The following is a 16,858-nucleotide window of genomic DNA, read 5'->3' as shown; positions in this document are numbered from 1 at the left end:
TGTTGATTAAGCGGCTCAATGGCGCAATTTATGGATGTAAAAGAATGGAATTCCAGCAAAGGTTACTCCAATCCCCGTCAAGGCCAAGAGGGGCTGATTGATGATGGTGGTAATAAGAATAAAGAGTCCTCCAACTAGTGCGATAATTGGAATGAGCGGGAACCATGGTACACGGTAAGGACGGGGCAACCCTGGCTCTCGTTTGCGTAACAGAAGCACCGCAAAAAAGAGCAGACAATTAAAAATCCACATGACAAATACAAGCATATCAGTCAAAACATCAAACGAACCTAAAAAAACCATAATCGTTGCAATGCTGAAAGTTAAAATTGTGGCCCAGTAGGGGGCAGCATACTTTTTCGATAGTTTTTTGAGCCAGTGACTACCGGGTAAATCATCATTTTTAGCCATGGCGTAGGTAACTCGCGGACCAGTTAAGGTATAGCCATTGATGGTTCCATACACTGAAACCAAGATACCAATGGTAACAAGTTTGCCACCAAATTCACCAAAGAGCCGTTGGGCAGCTTCAAAGGCAGTGTTTTCATTGCCTGCTATTTGATTTAGTGGCAGTTGTTTCAAGAAAACCCAGTTTACTAGTAAATAAATTACCATAATAAGAGCTAATCCTAGACCAATGACTCTAGGGAGATTCTTTTGAGGATTTTTAATTTCACCAGCAATGGTTCCCACGTTAATCCAGCCTTCATAAGCAAACATGGTGGCAATTAATCCACCAGAAAAGGCGGTAATGAAGTTGGTATGACCAGCAGGGTTTAGCGGGAAGAGGCTTGTTTCCACGTGACCGGGCATCCAGAGCCCCCCGATAATGATAATGGCAAGGGGGATGAGTTTTCCTAGAAAAGTCAGGGATTGTACCATGCCACCTGCCCGCGCTCCAAAAAGATTGATAATGGTAATACTAGCCGCTGTGAGCAAGGCAATTGGGACTAGCAATCCGGGGTTTAAATGAAAAAGGTTAATAACCTGAGTTGCAAAAATAATGGCGAGGGCGGCAATGTTGGCAGGAAAATAAATTAACATTTCCGACCAGCCGAGCAAAAATCCCGTTATTTTGCCGTAGGTGTGTTCTAAATATTTAATGGAGCCACCGGTTTCTGGAAAAGCGGCGCTCAGTTCGGAAACAGTTAAACCACCGCAAATAGTTAGTAGACCACCGAGCACCCAAGCTAGGATTGTGAGGCCAGCTGAATTGGTGGCCGCCACGACGGCTGCTGTTTTAAAGAAGACACCGCCTCCGATGACAGTTCCCATGACGGTTGCCAGGGCGGTGAATGGTCCAATATGTGGTTGCATGGTTTTATCAGCCATGAAGACACCTCCGAATTTATAATGATTTATTATAGCATTTTCAAGAATATAAAAGATAGCTATTTTGTTGGAGGTTGGTTAGAAGATCTGCCAGTAATAATAAAACGACTGAGTTCAGGGAGAATTCAGTCGTTTTATTAAATTCGTTACGAAAAGTACCTCAATTGGAAACTAGTCGTTACTTATGTTTCCTAAAATAAATGATGGAACCAATGAAGATTAGCAGCGTACCAATCATGGTTAATCCGGCCGTTTGTTGACTACCGGTTTTTGGCAGTAGACGATCAATTTGCTGTTTGCCAGCGGTGATTATTTTTTTAGCAATATTAGCATCGGATTGCTTTTTATTATTATTTTTATCCGAATTAGTTGAAGATCCATTCGAACTTGATCCAGCTGGCTGATTTTTGGATTGTGGCTCTGGTTTGGATTTCTGTGGTTCAGGATCCTTTTTTTCTTGATTTTTCTCCGATCCGACTGATGAATCAATAGGTTGTTTTGGTTTTTCTCCGTTAGGTTGCTGGGAGTCATCTGGTCGCTTTTGTGGGGTAGGGACATTGTTGGTAGCATTAGCGGTATAAACGTAAGTGACAGTTTGCGGAGCATCAGAGAACTTACCATTTTCTTGTCCCTTAACTTCTTTTAAGGTATAGCCTTTGATGTCTTTTTTGGTAGTTGTGTAAGGGTCGTCATAATTACCAGTAATTTTTTCGGGTTTAGCAAGTTGATGACCGTTGGGATCAACGTAGTTAACGGTCACATCAGCGGCCTGATTAGGGGTATAAACGTAGGTGACAGTTTGCGGAGCGTCAGAGAACTTACCACTTTCTTGTCCCTTAACTTCTTTGAAGGTATAGCCCTTGATGTCTTTTTTGGTAGTTGTGTAAGGGTCGTCATAATTTCCGGTGAGCGTTTCGGCCTTAGTGAGTGGATGACCGTTGGGATCAACGTAGTTAACGGTCACATCAGCGGCCTGATTAGGGGTATAAACGTAGGTGACAGTTTGCGGAGCGTCAGAGAACTTACCACTTTCTTGTCCCTTAACTTCTTTGAAGGTATAGCCCTTGATGTCTTTTTTGGTAGTTGTGTAAGGGTCGTCATAATTTCCGGTGAGCGTTTCGGCCTTAGTGAGTGGATGACCGTTGGGATCAACGTAGTTAACGGTCACATCAGCGGCCTGATTAGGGGTATAAACGTAGGTGACAGTTTGCGGAGCGTCAGAGAACTTACCACTTTCTTGTCCCTTAACTTCTTTGAAGGTATAGCCCTTGATGTCTTTTTTGGTAGTTGTGTAAGAGTCGTCATAATTTCCGGTGAGCGTTTCGGCCTTAGTGAGTGGATGACCGTCGGGATCGACGTAGTTAACGGTCACATCAGCTGCTTTGGGTGCTTCACCGCTAACAGTCACATGAGCGGCATCTGTACTACCATCAGGATTCTTAGCTTGAACAGTGATAACCTCGCCTCCTTTTAGAGGGCGCTTTGTACTAACTGAGTAAGTTCCATCGTTATTGATACTTCCAGTACCAATTTCATTTCCAGCCCCATCGGTTACTGTAAGTTGGGCGCCCTCATCTCCTTTACCAGTAATCTTTTCGTCTCCTTGCTTTGCCGGATCGACGGTGATTTGTTTTGCTAAAGTAATGATAATGTCCTTCATATCATTTGCTTGGGTATAATAAACATCTCCCGAATTTGAACCTGAATCTGAAAAGCTATTTGTGCGCATGGCAGGTCTTAATAAATCAGCTTTCCCATCAGTAATGGGGACTGTATATGGAACCCAATCATGGTTTTCCATATACTGATAATTATTATAATTTTGGGAAACATCTCGATACATAACAGAAATCGCCTGTAAATCGGGATTTTTTGTCATATTGAAAAATTTGTTCCTAGAGATGTAACTCTCTCGGTCAGACAGACCAGCTGAGAAATCGATATCACTATATTTTTTAGGGTAGGGGACTTGGAAATACAAACCAAAATAAGATTCTTTAGTAGCTGGATTTGCACGGTTTGATAATGCAATATTAGGAGTCCATTTTATTTGGCAGTCAGTAACTGTCACGGTACCCTCATCCTTATTTACCTGATATTTCAAGCTAACGTCAGCAGATCCTCCAAATAATTGAGTCGTTCGATAGCTATCAGGATTCATGGGATCGTTTTTCCCCAAATAACGACTGAACTGACTTGTCACTGAGAACATTGAATCAAAATCAAAATGTCTTGATAAGGTTTGAATTTCGGATTTATCAGTTGTCTGTGGATCTGAAGCAGTTTTTACGTAATTTGGGCTCTTTGTATCGGCAGAAACCGTTGTATTGTTGACCAGCCCAATTCCTATAGAAATCATGGTGGTGGTCAGTAATAATTTACCCGTAGGATAAATTATTTTGGGGGTGAATGGTTTTTTTAGCATATCAAGCACTCTCCTAATTAATATTGTTATTACCAAAGGAATGTAAACTTTCAATATATCTTGAAAATAATATTTTTTGAAAGGTTACAAGTTTAACTAACCAAGCTAAAATAGCATGGCTACGCCATTGTGTCAAAACCAAGCATGTGTTTTTCGTGCAACAAACATTACAATTATAATCGAATTTCAATACATGTGTCTAGTAATTATGCAATAATAAAAGCAACTGAATTCTGGTTATTTCAGTTACTTAAATAAATTAGTAAATAAATTTTTTTTATTCACTTATCAAAGTATAAAAAAAAGACCTCTCAAGGTCTTTTTTTGTTGTTATTTATTTTGATTGAGTTCATCTGCTTCTTGTTCTCGCTGATAAGTAGCAATGTTTTTATATTCTGGCTGTAGATAACGACTTAATCGAATGTAAATTGGAACTAATTGGCGATAAGCTTCGTAATTTTCCTGATTAGGATGATGTTTATTCGTAACGCCAACAAATTTGTGGACGTCATACAAGCTATCAATCATTCCCAAACTGTACATCCCCAAGGTGGCTGCTCCAAGCGCCGTTCCTTCAAAGCTTTCTGGAATATTAACATCATGCTCAAAGATGTCAGCTAACATCTGACGCCATAATTCCGAACGAGCAAATCCACCCGTCGCCTGAATACTAGTTGGTTCGCCAACGACCTCTTCAAGAGCTAGTGCCACTGTATATAAATTGTAAACAATTCCTTCTAAGGCAGCTCTAATCATATGAGCCCGTGTGTGTTGTCTTGTTAAACCAAAGAAAGTTCCACGGGCATCAGCATCCCAAATGGGAGCTCGTTCCCCACCTAAGAAGGGAAGGAAAATGAGACCGTTCGAACCAGCAGGAATCTCGGCTGCCATCTTGGTCAATAAATCGTAGGCATCGACATGCATTTGTTCAGCAGTAACTTTCTCTGGTGCACAGAGTTGGTCACGAACCCAACGAAAGACAATGCCACCGTTGTTGACTGGTCCGCCTACAACCCACATGTTTTTAGACAAGTAGTAACAAAAAACACGTCCCTTAGGATCAATTTTGGGCTTATCAGTAACCACTCGTACGGCCCCCGAGGTTCCGATGGTAACGGCAATTACTCCAGGTTTGATTGCGTTGACCCCGAGGTTAGCCAGTGGACCATCAGAAGCTCCGATGATAAAGGGAGTTTGTTTATCAATCCCAATCATGTTGGCATAGTGATCGTTCATACCCGTTAGTTGATAATCAGTGTCAACTAGTTCTGGCAATTGCTCCCGATTGATGCCAGCAACTTCTAGTGCCTGATCGTCCCAGTCCATGGTAAAGATGTTAAAGAGTGCAGTAGCATTTGCGATCGAGTAGTCTTCTTTGAGAACTCCAAATAACTTATAGTTAATGTATTCCTTGATACCAACGAACCAGCGGGTCTTTTTGAAAATCTCGGGATGTTCATTTTTAATCCACATGATTTTGGTGAGCGGAGTCATTGGGTGGGTTGGAACCCCAGTTTTTTTGTATAACTCCATTCCAATGCCATTTTTCTTGAGCTCATCAGCATAGTTTACGGCTCGATTATCTGCCCAAGTAATGGCGCGCGTCAGTGGTTTGTGATCTTCATCTAAACAAATCAAACTGTGCATGGCACACGAATAAGAAATCCCCTTAAGCGTACCTTGCTGCAAGTCAGCTTTTTCTAAGACTTTTTGTAATCCCTGAATCATGGCACTAAAAATTTCTTCTGGATCCTCTTCAGCCATGTCAGCCGTGTCCTGGTATAGGTCATACAAATCATTAGAATAGCCCTTAACCGCGCCTTCATCATCGTATAAAACGGTCTTAACACTCGTGGTACCAATGTCAACGCCAATTACGTAGTCCATAATATTTCCCCTTAATTAGCTAATTTTATGCTGGACAACTCAACGAGCAAGTTGTTGTAACGCTTTCATTATATTGAAAAGCGCGTGGGACTTCAAGCAGGAGCAAAATAATCGTGCTAAGATAAAGGAAATTTTAAAGATTAGATGAGGCATAAAATGGTAACGGAAACAAGAATCATGAGAAATCGTCAGTGGCAGCGTCAGCGCCAAAAATATTGGACGGTTCTTGGGCTGCTACTAGCGATCGGGATCATCTTGGTCGGACTAGTCGGTTGGCGCATGGTGCACCAACGAGAAGTCAGACAGGCACTTCTACAAAAATATCCGGTTCGTGGTTTGGAACTTGATCAGACGTCAGCGTACGTTGACTTTAATCAGGCTGCACGCCATGGTGTTAAATATGTGTATTTGCGGGCAACTCAGGGGGGCACATTGACGGATGATGATTTTAGCAATAATTATGAGCGCAGCCTTGGTTCGGGAATGCAGATCGGTGTTTATCATCAATACTCATTTACGGCAAATATTCGGGATCAGGAACAAAATTTAATTAAAACGATTGGAAAAAAGCGGGGTTCATTACCACTGATGATTAACATTGCTTACTATGATAATTACACTGCAGCTAACGTTAATCGCCAAGAACTACGGCGTCGAGTGGAGCAATTTACGCAAGATTTATTTCACCGATACCAGCGACCGGTTATAATTCAAACTGAGGCGGAAAATTATCGTGCGCTGCGGGGAATTGCGCACACTGAATTTTGTGGAGAACTTGGCAAATCAAGTCATCCAGCCCGCTTCGTCACGCTTCCTGATAACCAACAATACTATCCTGACGGTGCTGCCAGTGGCTATCGGATGACCGCTTTTTTGGGAAATAAGTTACAATGGAAGCACTATGCACAAAAATTACCTCAGGTTGAATAAGGGAGGGGTTCAGTGATGATTAATTTAGGAACGATTGGGACTAACTGGATTACGGAGCGAATGTTGGAGGCAGCAACAACGATCGGAGCATATCGTCTGCAGGCTGTATATTCACGTCACAGTGCCACAGCAGCACAATTTGCGCATGATCATGCTGGACAGCGTTCGTATACCAATTTAACTGATTTTTTCAACGATGAGCAGGTCGATACGGTTTATATTGCTTCACCTAATAGTCTCCACTTTCAGCAGATTTTGCAAGCGTTGCGGCATCACAAAAATGTGATTGTTGAAAAACCGGCGGTGTTATCACCGTACCAGTTACAGATGATTCTTGATGAACAGGCACGGCAACCAGATCTGCAGGTGTTAGAAGCCGCCCGGAACGTTCATATGCCAGCTTTTAAAGCCGTCGAGCAACAGTTGGCGACGTGGGATCACGTTGAGGGAGCGGAATTCAATTTTAGTCAATATTCATCGCGTTATGGTCAGGTGCTTGCTGGCGAGCTACCAAATGTCTTCAATCGTAAGTTTGGCGGTGGGGTACTAACTGATCTAGGCGTTTATCCGATCTATGATGCAGTCGCATTGTTTGGAGTTCCTCAGCAGCAATTTTATTATCCGACTTGGATCAAAACCGGGGTCGATGGTAAGGGAACTGCTCGTTTAGAATATGATGGGTTTACGGTTATCTTAAATTTTAGTAAAATTAGTTTTTCTAATCAGGCTTCTGAAATTTATGGTGGCCGACAACTAATTACCATTGATAATGCTGGTGAATTTACCCAAGCGGACTACTTTACTGGTAAGGAACAGCAACAGTTGAGTCCCGCTTATCGTGATAACCCGATGATTCCAGAAATGACTGATTTTGCTGCCTTATTGGAGCAGCCGAACACGCGAATCGCTAAGGAACGTGGAAATCGGGAGCGCCAACTGATGAAACAGGTCAATCAGGTATTAGACCGGTTAGCAGCAAGTGCGGGGATTAGTTATCCCCAATAATTATGGAGGAACGATTTTTGTTAGAACAATTCGAACAGCAGTTTGCAGCAGCAGGATATCAACAGCCCACTGCGATCCAAACGGCGATGTATGAACCAATGATTAACGGAGAAGGTGATGTGGTTGGCTTATCTCCGACAGGATCGGGGAAGACCCTAGCCTTTTTAATGCCAATTTTAGCTAATGTCTTAGCAGGAGCGGGCACTCAAGCAATTATTTTGGAGCCGTCACAGGAATTAGCCATCCAGGTAACTGAGGTTGCCCGTACTTGGGCGCGGCCGTTTCAAGCCAAGATTTTGCCACTAATCGGCGGAGCTAATGTCAAACGCCAGCAGGAACAGTTAAAGCGTCGCCCTGAGGTGATAATTGGTACGCCAGGGCGGGTGTTAAGTTTGCTGACGGAGCGAAAACTCAAAGCAACGGCAATGGATACCTTAGTGATTGATGAGGCTGATGATTTGTTACAAGATGATAGTTTGGCTAAGGTTCAGCAGATCTTAGCTGCCTTACCACGGAAGGTTCAGGTGGCCTACTTTTCAGCAACTGATAGCCCCATTCTGCACGAACTTGAACCGGTGATGGGGAAGCCCGCGACCGTCATCGATGTAAGAGCTCAAGACCAAACCCGAGGTCCCGTTCGCCATGGGTTGTTTCGCGTTGCACGAGCTAACCGCAATGGTGTTTTGCAACGCCTAGCTGGAATTTCCAACTTTAAAGCGTTGATTTTCTTTAATCAGAGTGAGACGCTCAATCGAGCTTATAATTATTTTAACCACCAGAGTCAGGTCCCGGTGGCGAAACTTAGTGGTGCCGAAAACAAATTACAACGCGAGCGTGCTTTGACGGGTTTTCGCAAGGGACAGGTACGTTTCTTATTAACCACCGATGTAGCAGCGCGGGGCTTAGACATCTCCAAACTCCCAGCAGTGATTAATTATGATCTTCCTCGGTCAGCGACCACTTATGTTCATCGAGTTGGACGGACTGGTCGGATGGGAGAACCTGGATTAGTTTTGAATTTTGGAGATGACCATGATTTGCGGGATTTAAAAAAGTTGATTCGACCAGTCGGATATGAGCCAGTGACCATGACGTATTATGAAAAACAACTGGTGACAGAGCGACCGCAACCAGTTAAGCCACCAGTCAATCAGCTTAATCAGGAAGTTTCGGTCAAGCACAAGCCAACGCATAAAAAGCACCGACAACGAGACCGTAAAAACAAGGGTCGTCCTCGCAGGTGATTCTGAACTTTACGGGCTACTGTTTTCATGAGAAAATAGGAAACAGTTTGCTGGCCCCATAGCACAACTGGATAGGGCAACCGCCTCCTAAGCGGTCGATCTCAGTTCGAGTCTGAGTGGGGTCATATTTAGCTTAGCAGCTGTAACATGTGGCAGGCACGGTCGTGCTGATTAATGAATAGCTAGCTAATATCAATTAGAAAAAATCGTAGGAGGTAACATTTTATGTCGATTATCTTGTCGGCAATTTTGGTGTTTATTTTGGGATTCGTTATTAGTAAATTATTTATTTTACCGCTCATTTTAACGTTAATTATCCTTTACCTATGCTTACTGATTGTTTTTTTGGTCGGGGTCTTACTGATGATTTTTTTGATTAATAAATTCAAATGATGACGAGCATTAACACCGATAGCAATCATTTATTGAACTAAAAAAACCAATCCAGAGGTGGTACCTCGCGGATTGGTTTTTAGTTAGGAGATTATTTACGAATGTTGTAAAGGACTTGCCCTTTGTCGACTTGGAGCAGTAGGCGATTGTCACTGGTGCGGACAACTTTGATGTTCGAGTAGTCATCATTCGAAGAACCAGTACTGATGACTTTAGACACACCTTGAAGCCCACTGACCACTCCGTTCCAAACGGCCGGTGAGTTAGCATCAACACTTTTGGTGATCGGAGAACTATTTGGTACCGTCACGTCAATATTTTGACTGCTAGGATTCCATTTGACATTGGTTCCTGATTGCCCATTATTGTCTGTAGAATTAGAGTTACCGTTTTGATTCTTAGGTTGCTCAAGTTTGATGATCACTTTCTCGACCCCCTGAGCTGCCTTTGGTCCAGAATTATAGCGCTGAGCCACTAAGTTTTGGTAGGAAAAGTACGCAATCATCCCCAGTAATAGGATTACTACGATAATGATAAAGTTTCGCCAGAAATGTGAGCGCCGCTGGGGTCGCGGGCGCTTAGCTTTTGGTTGAGCCCCCATTTTGGCAGCGGCACTGGGATTAGTGTTGCCAGCAGTTTGGCTGTTAGTTGGTTGTTCGGCACCACAGTGGGGACAGAATTTGACGTACTGTGGAATACTATGACCACAGGCGGGACAATAGCGTTTGCTAGCAGCATGCTCGCTGACCCTCGTTGGAGCTAATGCTGGTTGTTTCGTTGAACAATAGGGACAAAATTCCGAATTAGCCGGAATTAACTTGCCACAGTTAATACAATATTTGTTATTGCTCATAGTGGAAATCCTCCTTTGATTGCATGCTCTTATTCTAACATATGCAGAAATTCAAAATTTTATAGTAGACAATGTAAGCGAATACATCTATACTTGATTAGTAAAGTTTCGAGAAATTAAAAAAGGAGAAAGACGAATGATGCCATTTGTTGTTTTGATTTTAGGAATTGCTTTATTGCTTTTCTTAATAATTAAATTGAAATTAAATACATTCGTGTCCCTAATCGTGGTCGCAATTTTAGTAGCCCTCGGTCTGGGCATGAATCCAGCTTCGATTGCTGAAGCGATCAAGACTGGGATTGGGAACACCCTTGGGGAACTAGCGGTGGTCTTTGGTTTTGGAGCCATGATTGGACGCTTAGTTTCTGATGCAGGAGGTTCGTATCGGATTGCTGAGACACTGATCCAAAAGTTTGGAAAGCAACGTTTGCAGCTGGCAATCGTGGTTGCATCCTTTATTATTGGGATGTCTCTATTCTTTGAGGTCGGAATGGTATTGTTGACACCGATCGTGTTTGCAGTTGCTTTAGAAGCAGATGTTCCGTTTCTCTACCTAGGGATTCCAATGGCAGCTGCCCTCTCGGCTACACAGGGATTTCTACCACCACAACCAGCTCCAACGGCGGTGGCAACGGCCTTAAATGCAAATATTGGTGAAGTTTTGCTCTTTGGGATCATTGTAGCTATTCCATGTGTGATTATTGCTGGTCCGTTGTGGACTAGAGTTATTCGGCGCTTCTTTCCAGATTCATTTGTAGTGAAAAAAAGTTTGCCTGCCTTTGGTGAAATAAAAGAGTACAATCTTGACGAAACTCCAAGTTTTGGCTTATCAGCACTAACTTCGTTATTGCCTGCCATTTTCATGGCTATCAACACGATTTATCAGTTGGTTGCTCACGGTGGGAAAGCAGTTGCTAAACCGCAAGGATTTGATGCAATCATTACTATGCTAGGTAATCCCATGATTGCTATGGTAGTGGCGCTGTTGTTTGCCATCTGGTCGATGGGTTTTCATCGTGGAAAAACGATGACAGATATTTCCAGCAGTATTGTAACTTCCGTGAAATCAATTGCCATGTTGTTATTGGTAATTGGTGGTGGTGGGGCCTTTAAACAAGTCCTTCTAGACGGTGGGGTTGGTGATGCTGTTAAACAGCTGATGATGCATTCATCATTATCACCAATTATTCTAGGTTGGCTAGTTGCTGTTGTACTCCGAGTTTCATTGGGGTCTGCTACGGTTGCTGGGATTACCGCTGCTGGAATAGTTACACCACTGATGCATACTCTCAATGTGAGTCCGGTGATGATGGCATTGGCAATTGGAGCTGGCTCGCTTGCTGCTTCACATGTTAATGATGCTGGTTTCTGGATGTTTAAAGAATACTTTGATTTAGATCTCAAACAAACCTTAGGAATCTGGACCACTTTGGAAACAGTTATTTCGGTAACTGGATTGATTGTTGTTTTGATTTTAAACATGTTTGTCGGCTAATTTAAACGTTAAAAAAGACAGTTTTTACCTATGCGGTGGAAATTGTCTTTTTACTTATAATTAAGTGTTGATCGTTATGATGAAGACTTAAAAAGGGAGCCACTGACCTGGTTTTATAACCAAGCTAGCGGCTCCCTTTTGACTTAATAAACGGGGTTAATTGACGCGACGGCGACCTTCTGAGGTGGTGTTCTTTCCACCGAATGGTTGGGTACGCTGTTCATGGAAAATTTTATACCAAAGCCACGCTAGGAAACTAAATACAACCATGAAGAAGACGCCGATTGCCAATAAGATAATCCGCAGTAAATTAAATAGGAAATTGATGAATGCTGACATTGAATTCCTCCACCAGTAATTTATGAAGATTGATTGCGAAATGAGATCATCACAGACCAGAAATAGTTCACGATGATTACCACAATGTTTTGAAAAATGTTTACCATGTCCTGGCCAAATCCAGATTGGAAGCCGAGTAGCTGGATTCCGGTCGCTAAAATCGCAATCCCAATCAAGAAAGTTACGAATCGTCCACCAAAAAAGGTGATGAGTTGGTGCCAAAATTCGCGGTGGGAGTGGTGCTCGGCGTGGAAGACAAAGTACTTATTGGTATAAAAGGCGAACAACACCGTCAAGACCCAATCGATCGTATAGTTAATAGCATAATTAAGCGGGGTAAATTGTCGTAAGAGTGAAAAAACAACGATATTAAAAACCGTAGCGGCGACGCCCCAAAATAAATATGGAAGCACATCACGGTGCTTGTGGTAGAGGGCGAGCAGTTTAGTCATTATTGCTGCTCCTTAATTAAATATTGTGGCCGGTGCTTAGTTTCAAGATAGATTTTGCCAATATATTGACCAAGAATCCCTAGACAAAATAGTTGAATTCCGCCAATTAACAAGATGATAGAGACCAGTGATGGCCAACCGGCAACGGCTCCTCCAAAGCAAATCGCCCGCACGATAACAAAAATAATCCCGATGACTGCTAAAACACAGGAGATACCACCAATAATGGTAGCAATTCGAAGGGGGGCATCTGAGAAATCGATGATACCTTCGATTGAATAGTTAATTAACTGCCAAAGCGACCAATGGCTTTCACCTGCTGCTCGGGGTTGACCAGGATATTCAATATATTTAGTTTGAAAGCCAACCCAACTAAAAATTCCTTTAGAAAAGCGATTGTATTCGGTGAGTTGGTTGACTGCATCGACATAACGCCGCGTCATTAATCGGTAATCACGTACGTTCTGTTTGATTTTAACGTCCGATAACTTATCGATGACCTTATAGAATGATGATGATAGAAAGGCTCGGATGGGGTTTTGTTTACGACTGGTTTGCACGCAACCAACACAGTCATATTCGCCGGTATTAATAATTTCTAACATCTGACTGAGTAGTTCTGGCGGATCCTGCAGGTCAACATCCATCAAAGCAACATAATCACCGCCAGCATTGCGAAAACCAGCGGCAATAGCGGCTTCTTTGCCAAAATTTCTGGAGAAAGAAATATAATGAACAGTTGCTGAATGTTGCTGGTGTAATTCTTGCAAGATTTGCTCAGTTTTGTCAGATGAGCCATCGTTAACGAATAAGTAATCTGCTTCATATTTGGTGGTTGTAGCATTCAACTTGGCAAAAACTTTTTCGACAGTTTGATAAAATAAGTTTATTGATTCCTGCTCGTTATAGCAGGGGACGATCAAGGTGATGGTTTCCAAATTAGTCCTCCTAAAAGAATTCAGTTTTTTAACTGAACCTGTGATTGTTTCATTTTAACATAATTTAGCGGTCAGCCAAAAAAGGCAAGTGGTATGATAAGAACAACAATGGAAAGGAAGAAAGACGATGCCAATCCAAAAACGGTTTCATTGGACCGAATTAATTCGGTTTGTAAAATTGTGCGTAAAACGGTTTGCCATGGGCAACGTTTCTGATTCAGCGATTGTATTTGCATATTATGTGCTATTGTCCTTGTTTCCCATCCTAATCATTATTGGGAGTGCCATTAAATTTACAAATACAGATCCGCAACGGGTCTTTTCCGTATTACGTCCGATCGTCCCTAGTTCAATCTACGATGTATTACGCCCAGTGTTTAATAATGCTTTTAGTGGGAATGCTGGTGGGAGTCTTTCGATTGGGATTGTGTTAGTAATCTGGTCATCGAGTAGTTCGATGGCCGCTTTTCAACGGGCAGTTAATCGTATTTATGGAGTAGAGAAGCAAAGTGCCTTCATGAATCGATTAATGTCATTTGTCTGGATGATTTTGTTGGTGGTCTTTTTATTTGTCCTGATGATTTTGATGGGTTTTGGTCAAAATCTACTAGTTATAACTAAAAAAATCTTTCATGTTTCTCCGACACTGATTTCTTGGCTGGAGGATGCGCGAATCCCATTTATTATTGGTCTTTCTTTTGTCATTTTGGTCATGTTATATTACTTCGTTCCGAGTCTTAAAATTAAGTTACGTTACGCAGTTCCGGGAGCTATCTTAGCTTTGCTGGGTTTGACGTTATTGTCACAAGGATTTTCCTTACTGATTAGTTATTTCTTTCGTGGGATTACGGCCAATAAGACGATTGGAACCTTCATGGTGGTGATTTTATGGTTTTATTTTACTGGGTTGGTGCTTCTATTTGGGGCAGTTATCAACGCCAGTGTTGAGGAGTTCTTTGAGGGACACCTTGGGCAAAAGCAAACCGGAATTCCTAAAATCATCAAAAAAAGACTTCCGTCTGAGAAGTCTTAGTTCTGATTTTTGAGGGTATCTACCAGCTGGTTGGCAAAGTCATCTAGGGTCTTGATATCAGCTTCGTCGGGATCTAAGTTAATTTTAACGCTCGCTGCCCCTTGGGTAGCACCAGTGTTTTTTAGTGCCATCGTAAATTTATCAACGGCGGTATTATAGAATTCTTGGTAAAAAACATCCCCAGAACCGGCGACCCCAAAAACTTTGGAACCTAAATCAGCAGTAGCTAAATCATCATAAAAGTCGAGACCTTCTTCAGGTAAGTGACCTTCGTCATAGGTGTAGGGACAAATTACAATTAGATCTGCGGCTTGGAGTTCGGCGACATCGGTTTGTGAGATTTCTGTTTCTAGTACCGTGAGACCAAGATCTTCAAGCGCTTCCGTTACAATATCGGCAATGTCTTCGTTATTACCGGTAATGGTGGCAAAAATTACATGTGCTTTCGGCATTAATCAACCATCCTTTGCTAGCTATCTCCTGCAAGTATAGCAGATTGCTTAAAACTTGTTAATTCTAAAGGAGCTGAAACCGTGCGACAAAATGTAGTCAAAAAAATTAGTAAGATTACTACACAAAAGCGACCAGGACGCTATAACATTTATTTAGATGATCAGTATGCATTTCCAGTTAGCGAAGCCGTCCTCATTAAATATCAACTGGCGAAGGGAACCGAGTTAACAGCTCATCAGATTAGTGATATTCAAGCGGCTGATCAGGTGGCTAAATTGCGTGCCAAGGCGCTTGATTTTATTGCTTATCGTCCCCGAACTGTGGCCGAATTACAAACGAAATTGCAGACTTTAACCGATGATGAAGATTCGATTGAAACAGTGGTAGCAGACTTACGTTCGTTGGACTTGCTTAATGACAAGACCTATACGGTTAGTTACTTGCAGCAGGTTGTTGCCATGCAGGAAAAGGGACCGCTGGCAGCTGACCGGTATTTAGACCACAAAGGGATTCCCTTTGAACTGCGAACAACTGCTTTGACAGCAATCTATCCAGCAACAGTTGAACAAACCATTGCGAAACGGCTAGCTCACAAGCTATTTGACCACTATCAAAACTACCCCTATAATAAGAGCATTGAAAAAGTCAAGATGGGACTAGTGCGGCGGGGCTTTTCCTATTCAACGGCTAGTGATGCCGTAGCTAGTCTACCAAAAGCTAGTAATGCTGAGCGAGAACAGGAACTGTTAGTCAAAGAAACCACCAAATTACGGCACCGTTATCGACATTTGGTCGGCTTTGATCAGCAGCAAAAAATAAAACAGGCACTCCTCCGTCGGGGATTCGCCTTTGATGAGATTGAGACTTATCTAGAGCAGTTGGAGGATTAGGTTATATGAAGGATTTAAGAAGCTCACGGCTGATGTTTTGGACCGTTGAGCTGTTGTTAGTGATTGCGATTGTTTATTTATGTACTAAAATTAGCTTTTTATTTTCGCCGATTGGCATCTTTATTTCGACTATCTTTGTTCCGTTACTGATTGCCGGCTTTTTGTATTATATGTTGAACCCGGTATTGACCATGCTAATGAAGATTAAAATTTCTAAGACTAAGCACATTAATCGCACCTGGGGTACCACGATCATCTTTGTTGTGCTGACTTTATTAGTAATTTTTATATTGATGTCGTTTATTCCACGGCTAGTTTCCCAAGTAGCCAATATGGCTGCCAATATGCCTAAGTTCGCTGCTCATCAAGAAGCATCACTGGCTAAATTAAGTAAACATGGCTTTTTGAGCCGAATCGATTGGGATCCAATTGTTTCAAAAGTTCAGTCATCTTACACTGGGTATCTGCGTGGCTTTTTGAATAATCTCTCGAAGAGTACGGGGAGCATTATTTCGATGGCAGCGAGCGTGGTTATCACCTTGATTACGGCTCCCATCATTCTTTTTTACATGTTAAAAGATGGTGACAAGTTGTTGCCAAGTATTGAACATCTTTTTCCAACACTGTCCAAGGAGCATCGAAAAACTTCCGAAATGTTGTTGAAAAAAATGAACCAGACGTTATCACACTATATTGGGGGGCAAGTGATTGAATGCCTCTTTGTCGGCACCTTTACCTCGATTGGTTACTTATTAATCGGTCAGAAGTATGCCTTGTTGCTCGGAGTTTTTGCAGGTTTTTGTAACTTAGTTCCTTATGTTGGACCATATTTGGGGATTGTGCCGGCCCTACTAGTGGCGATTACGGTTAGTCCGATGCAAGCGGTTTGGACGATTGTGATAGTAATTATTGTGCAGCAAGTCGACGGGAATCTTGTTTATCCGAACGTGATTGGGAAAACGCTTAAAATTCATCCGTTAACCATCATTATCATCTTGTTAGCAGCGGGTAACATTGCCGGATTGTTGGGGATGATCTTGGCAATTCCAATCTATGCAATTGTGAAGGTTGTCGTGGAATTTGGCTATAATTTATGGTTAGTGCAGCACGATCAAAAGCCCCTTGATAATTAATAAACTAAAAATCCGGGCTTAGCCGGATTTTTTTAAACAGTACATCAGCATTAGGA

16 protein-coding genes and 1 tRNA gene are annotated in these 16,858 nt (G+C 42.2%); 9 read left to right on the top strand and 8 right to left on the bottom strand.

Annotated features, from left to right (window positions below):
• Positions 1–15 precede the first annotated feature (15 nt).
• The 3 genes from FC87_RS04650 to gntK all read right to left on the bottom strand — a co-directional run bounded on the left by FC87_RS04650 (position 16) and on the right by gntK (position 5,644).
• Complete coding sequence (locus tag FC87_RS04650) at positions 16–1,332, bottom strand: APC family permease (RefSeq protein ID WP_009166643.1); 1,317 nt, start codon at positions 1,330–1,332, stop codon at positions 16–18.
• 178 nt (positions 1,333–1,510) lie between these two features.
• Positions 1,511–3,757: a MucBP domain-containing protein gene (locus FC87_RS04645; RefSeq protein WP_056961752.1), complete on the bottom strand. Its 2,247-nt coding sequence runs from the start codon at positions 3,755–3,757 to the stop codon at positions 1,511–1,513.
• Between the two features lie 330 nt (positions 3,758–4,087).
• The gene (gntK, locus tag FC87_RS04640) at positions 4,088–5,644 is read right to left on the bottom strand and encodes a gluconokinase (protein ID WP_009167354.1); all 1,557 of its coding nucleotides are present in this window, start codon (positions 5,642–5,644) and stop codon (positions 4,088–4,090) included.
• A gap of 156 nt (positions 5,645–5,800) precedes the next feature.
• Between gntK and FC87_RS04635 the strand changes: the two genes are divergently transcribed.
• The 5 genes from FC87_RS04635 (at position 5,801) to FC87_RS06940 (ending at position 9,216) form a co-directional block, all read left to right on the top strand.
• On the top strand, positions 5,801–6,574 hold the full coding sequence (locus tag FC87_RS04635; RefSeq protein ID WP_009167355.1) for a GH25 family lysozyme: 774 nt from the start codon (positions 5,801–5,803) through the stop codon (positions 6,572–6,574).
• Between the two features lie 15 nt (positions 6,575–6,589).
• Complete coding sequence (locus FC87_RS04630; protein WP_056961750.1) at positions 6,590–7,579, top strand: Gfo/Idh/MocA family protein; 990 nt, start codon at positions 6,590–6,592, stop codon at positions 7,577–7,579.
• A gap of 17 nt (positions 7,580–7,596) precedes the next feature.
• Positions 7,597–8,823, top strand: a complete 1,227-nt coding sequence (locus tag FC87_RS04625) for a DEAD/DEAH box helicase (RefSeq protein ID WP_054691061.1) — start codon at positions 7,597–7,599, stop codon at positions 8,821–8,823.
• 52 nt (positions 8,824–8,875) lie between these two features.
• Positions 8,876–8,948: transfer RNA gene (locus tag FC87_RS04620), tRNA-Arg, on the top strand.
• A 100-nt stretch (positions 8,949–9,048) separates the two neighbouring features.
• Positions 9,049–9,216 carry a hypothetical protein gene (locus FC87_RS06940; RefSeq protein ID WP_009167358.1) on the top strand — a complete coding sequence of 56 codons (168 nt, stop codon included), beginning with the start codon at positions 9,049–9,051 and terminating at the stop codon, positions 9,214–9,216.
• A gap of 91 nt (positions 9,217–9,307) precedes the next feature.
• Here FC87_RS06940 and FC87_RS04615 read toward each other — a convergent pair whose 3' ends face one another.
• The gene (locus tag FC87_RS04615) at positions 9,308–10,069 is read right to left on the bottom strand and encodes a zinc ribbon domain-containing protein (protein ID WP_035422339.1); all 762 of its coding nucleotides are present in this window, start codon (positions 10,067–10,069) and stop codon (positions 9,308–9,310) included.
• Between the two features lie 136 nt (positions 10,070–10,205).
• Here FC87_RS04615 and FC87_RS04610 point away from each other — a divergent pair, with 136 nt between their 5' ends.
• The gene (locus tag FC87_RS04610) at positions 10,206–11,564 is read left to right on the top strand and encodes a gluconate:H+ symporter (RefSeq protein WP_009167360.1); all 1,359 of its coding nucleotides are present in this window, start codon (positions 10,206–10,208) and stop codon (positions 11,562–11,564) included.
• Positions 11,565–11,720: 156 nt separating this feature from the next.
• On the opposite strand, the gene FC87_RS04605 is transcribed toward FC87_RS04610, so the two are convergent.
• The 3 genes from FC87_RS04605 to FC87_RS04595 are packed head-to-tail and all read right to left on the bottom strand — an operon-like array spanning position 11,721 to position 13,293.
• On the bottom strand, positions 11,721–11,903 hold the full coding sequence (locus FC87_RS04605) for a hypothetical protein (protein ID WP_054691059.1): 183 nt from the start codon (positions 11,901–11,903) through the stop codon (positions 11,721–11,723).
• Positions 11,904–11,923: 20 nt separating this feature from the next.
• Positions 11,924–12,355, bottom strand: a complete 432-nt coding sequence (locus FC87_RS04600; protein WP_009167364.1) for a GtrA family protein — start codon at positions 12,353–12,355, stop codon at positions 11,924–11,926.
• On the bottom strand, positions 12,355–13,293 hold the full coding sequence (locus FC87_RS04595; protein ID WP_035422337.1) for a glycosyltransferase family 2 protein: 939 nt from the start codon (positions 13,291–13,293) through the stop codon (positions 12,355–12,357). Before FC87_RS04595 ends, FC87_RS04600 begins: the two co-directional genes overlap by 1 nt.
• A 127-nt stretch (positions 13,294–13,420) precedes the next feature.
• Between FC87_RS04595 and FC87_RS04590 the strand changes: the two genes are divergently transcribed.
• Positions 13,421–14,326: a YihY/virulence factor BrkB family protein gene (locus tag FC87_RS04590; RefSeq protein ID WP_054691057.1), complete on the top strand. Its 906-nt coding sequence runs from the start codon at positions 13,421–13,423 to the stop codon at positions 14,324–14,326.
• Here FC87_RS04590 and FC87_RS04585 read toward each other — a convergent pair.
• The gene (locus tag FC87_RS04585; RefSeq protein ID WP_056961748.1) at positions 14,323–14,778 is read right to left on the bottom strand and encodes a flavodoxin; all 456 of its coding nucleotides are present in this window, start codon (positions 14,776–14,778) and stop codon (positions 14,323–14,325) included. The two genes, FC87_RS04590 and FC87_RS04585, sit on opposite strands and share 4 nt — an antisense overlap.
• An 81-nt stretch (positions 14,779–14,859) precedes the next feature.
• On the opposite strand from FC87_RS04585, the gene FC87_RS04580 reads away from it, so the two are divergent.
• Positions 14,860–15,669 (top strand): regulatory protein RecX, encoded by an 810-nt coding sequence (locus FC87_RS04580; RefSeq protein ID WP_009167368.1) that lies wholly within the window; start codon positions 14,860–14,862, stop codon positions 15,667–15,669.
• A gap of 5 nt (positions 15,670–15,674) precedes the next feature.
• Positions 15,675–16,802 (top strand): AI-2E family transporter, encoded by a 1,128-nt coding sequence (locus FC87_RS04575; protein WP_009167369.1) that lies wholly within the window; start codon positions 15,675–15,677, stop codon positions 16,800–16,802.
• The last annotated feature ends 56 nt before the right edge of the window (positions 16,803–16,858 follow it).

The sequence above is a fragment of the Fructilactobacillus florum DSM 22689 = JCM 16035 genome (assembly GCF_001436645.1).
Classification (GTDB): Bacteria; Bacillota; Bacilli; order Lactobacillales; family Lactobacillaceae; genus Fructilactobacillus; species Fructilactobacillus florum.
Note: the sequence above shows the minus strand (reverse complement) of the source record. Positions and strands in the feature narration are given on the sequence as shown.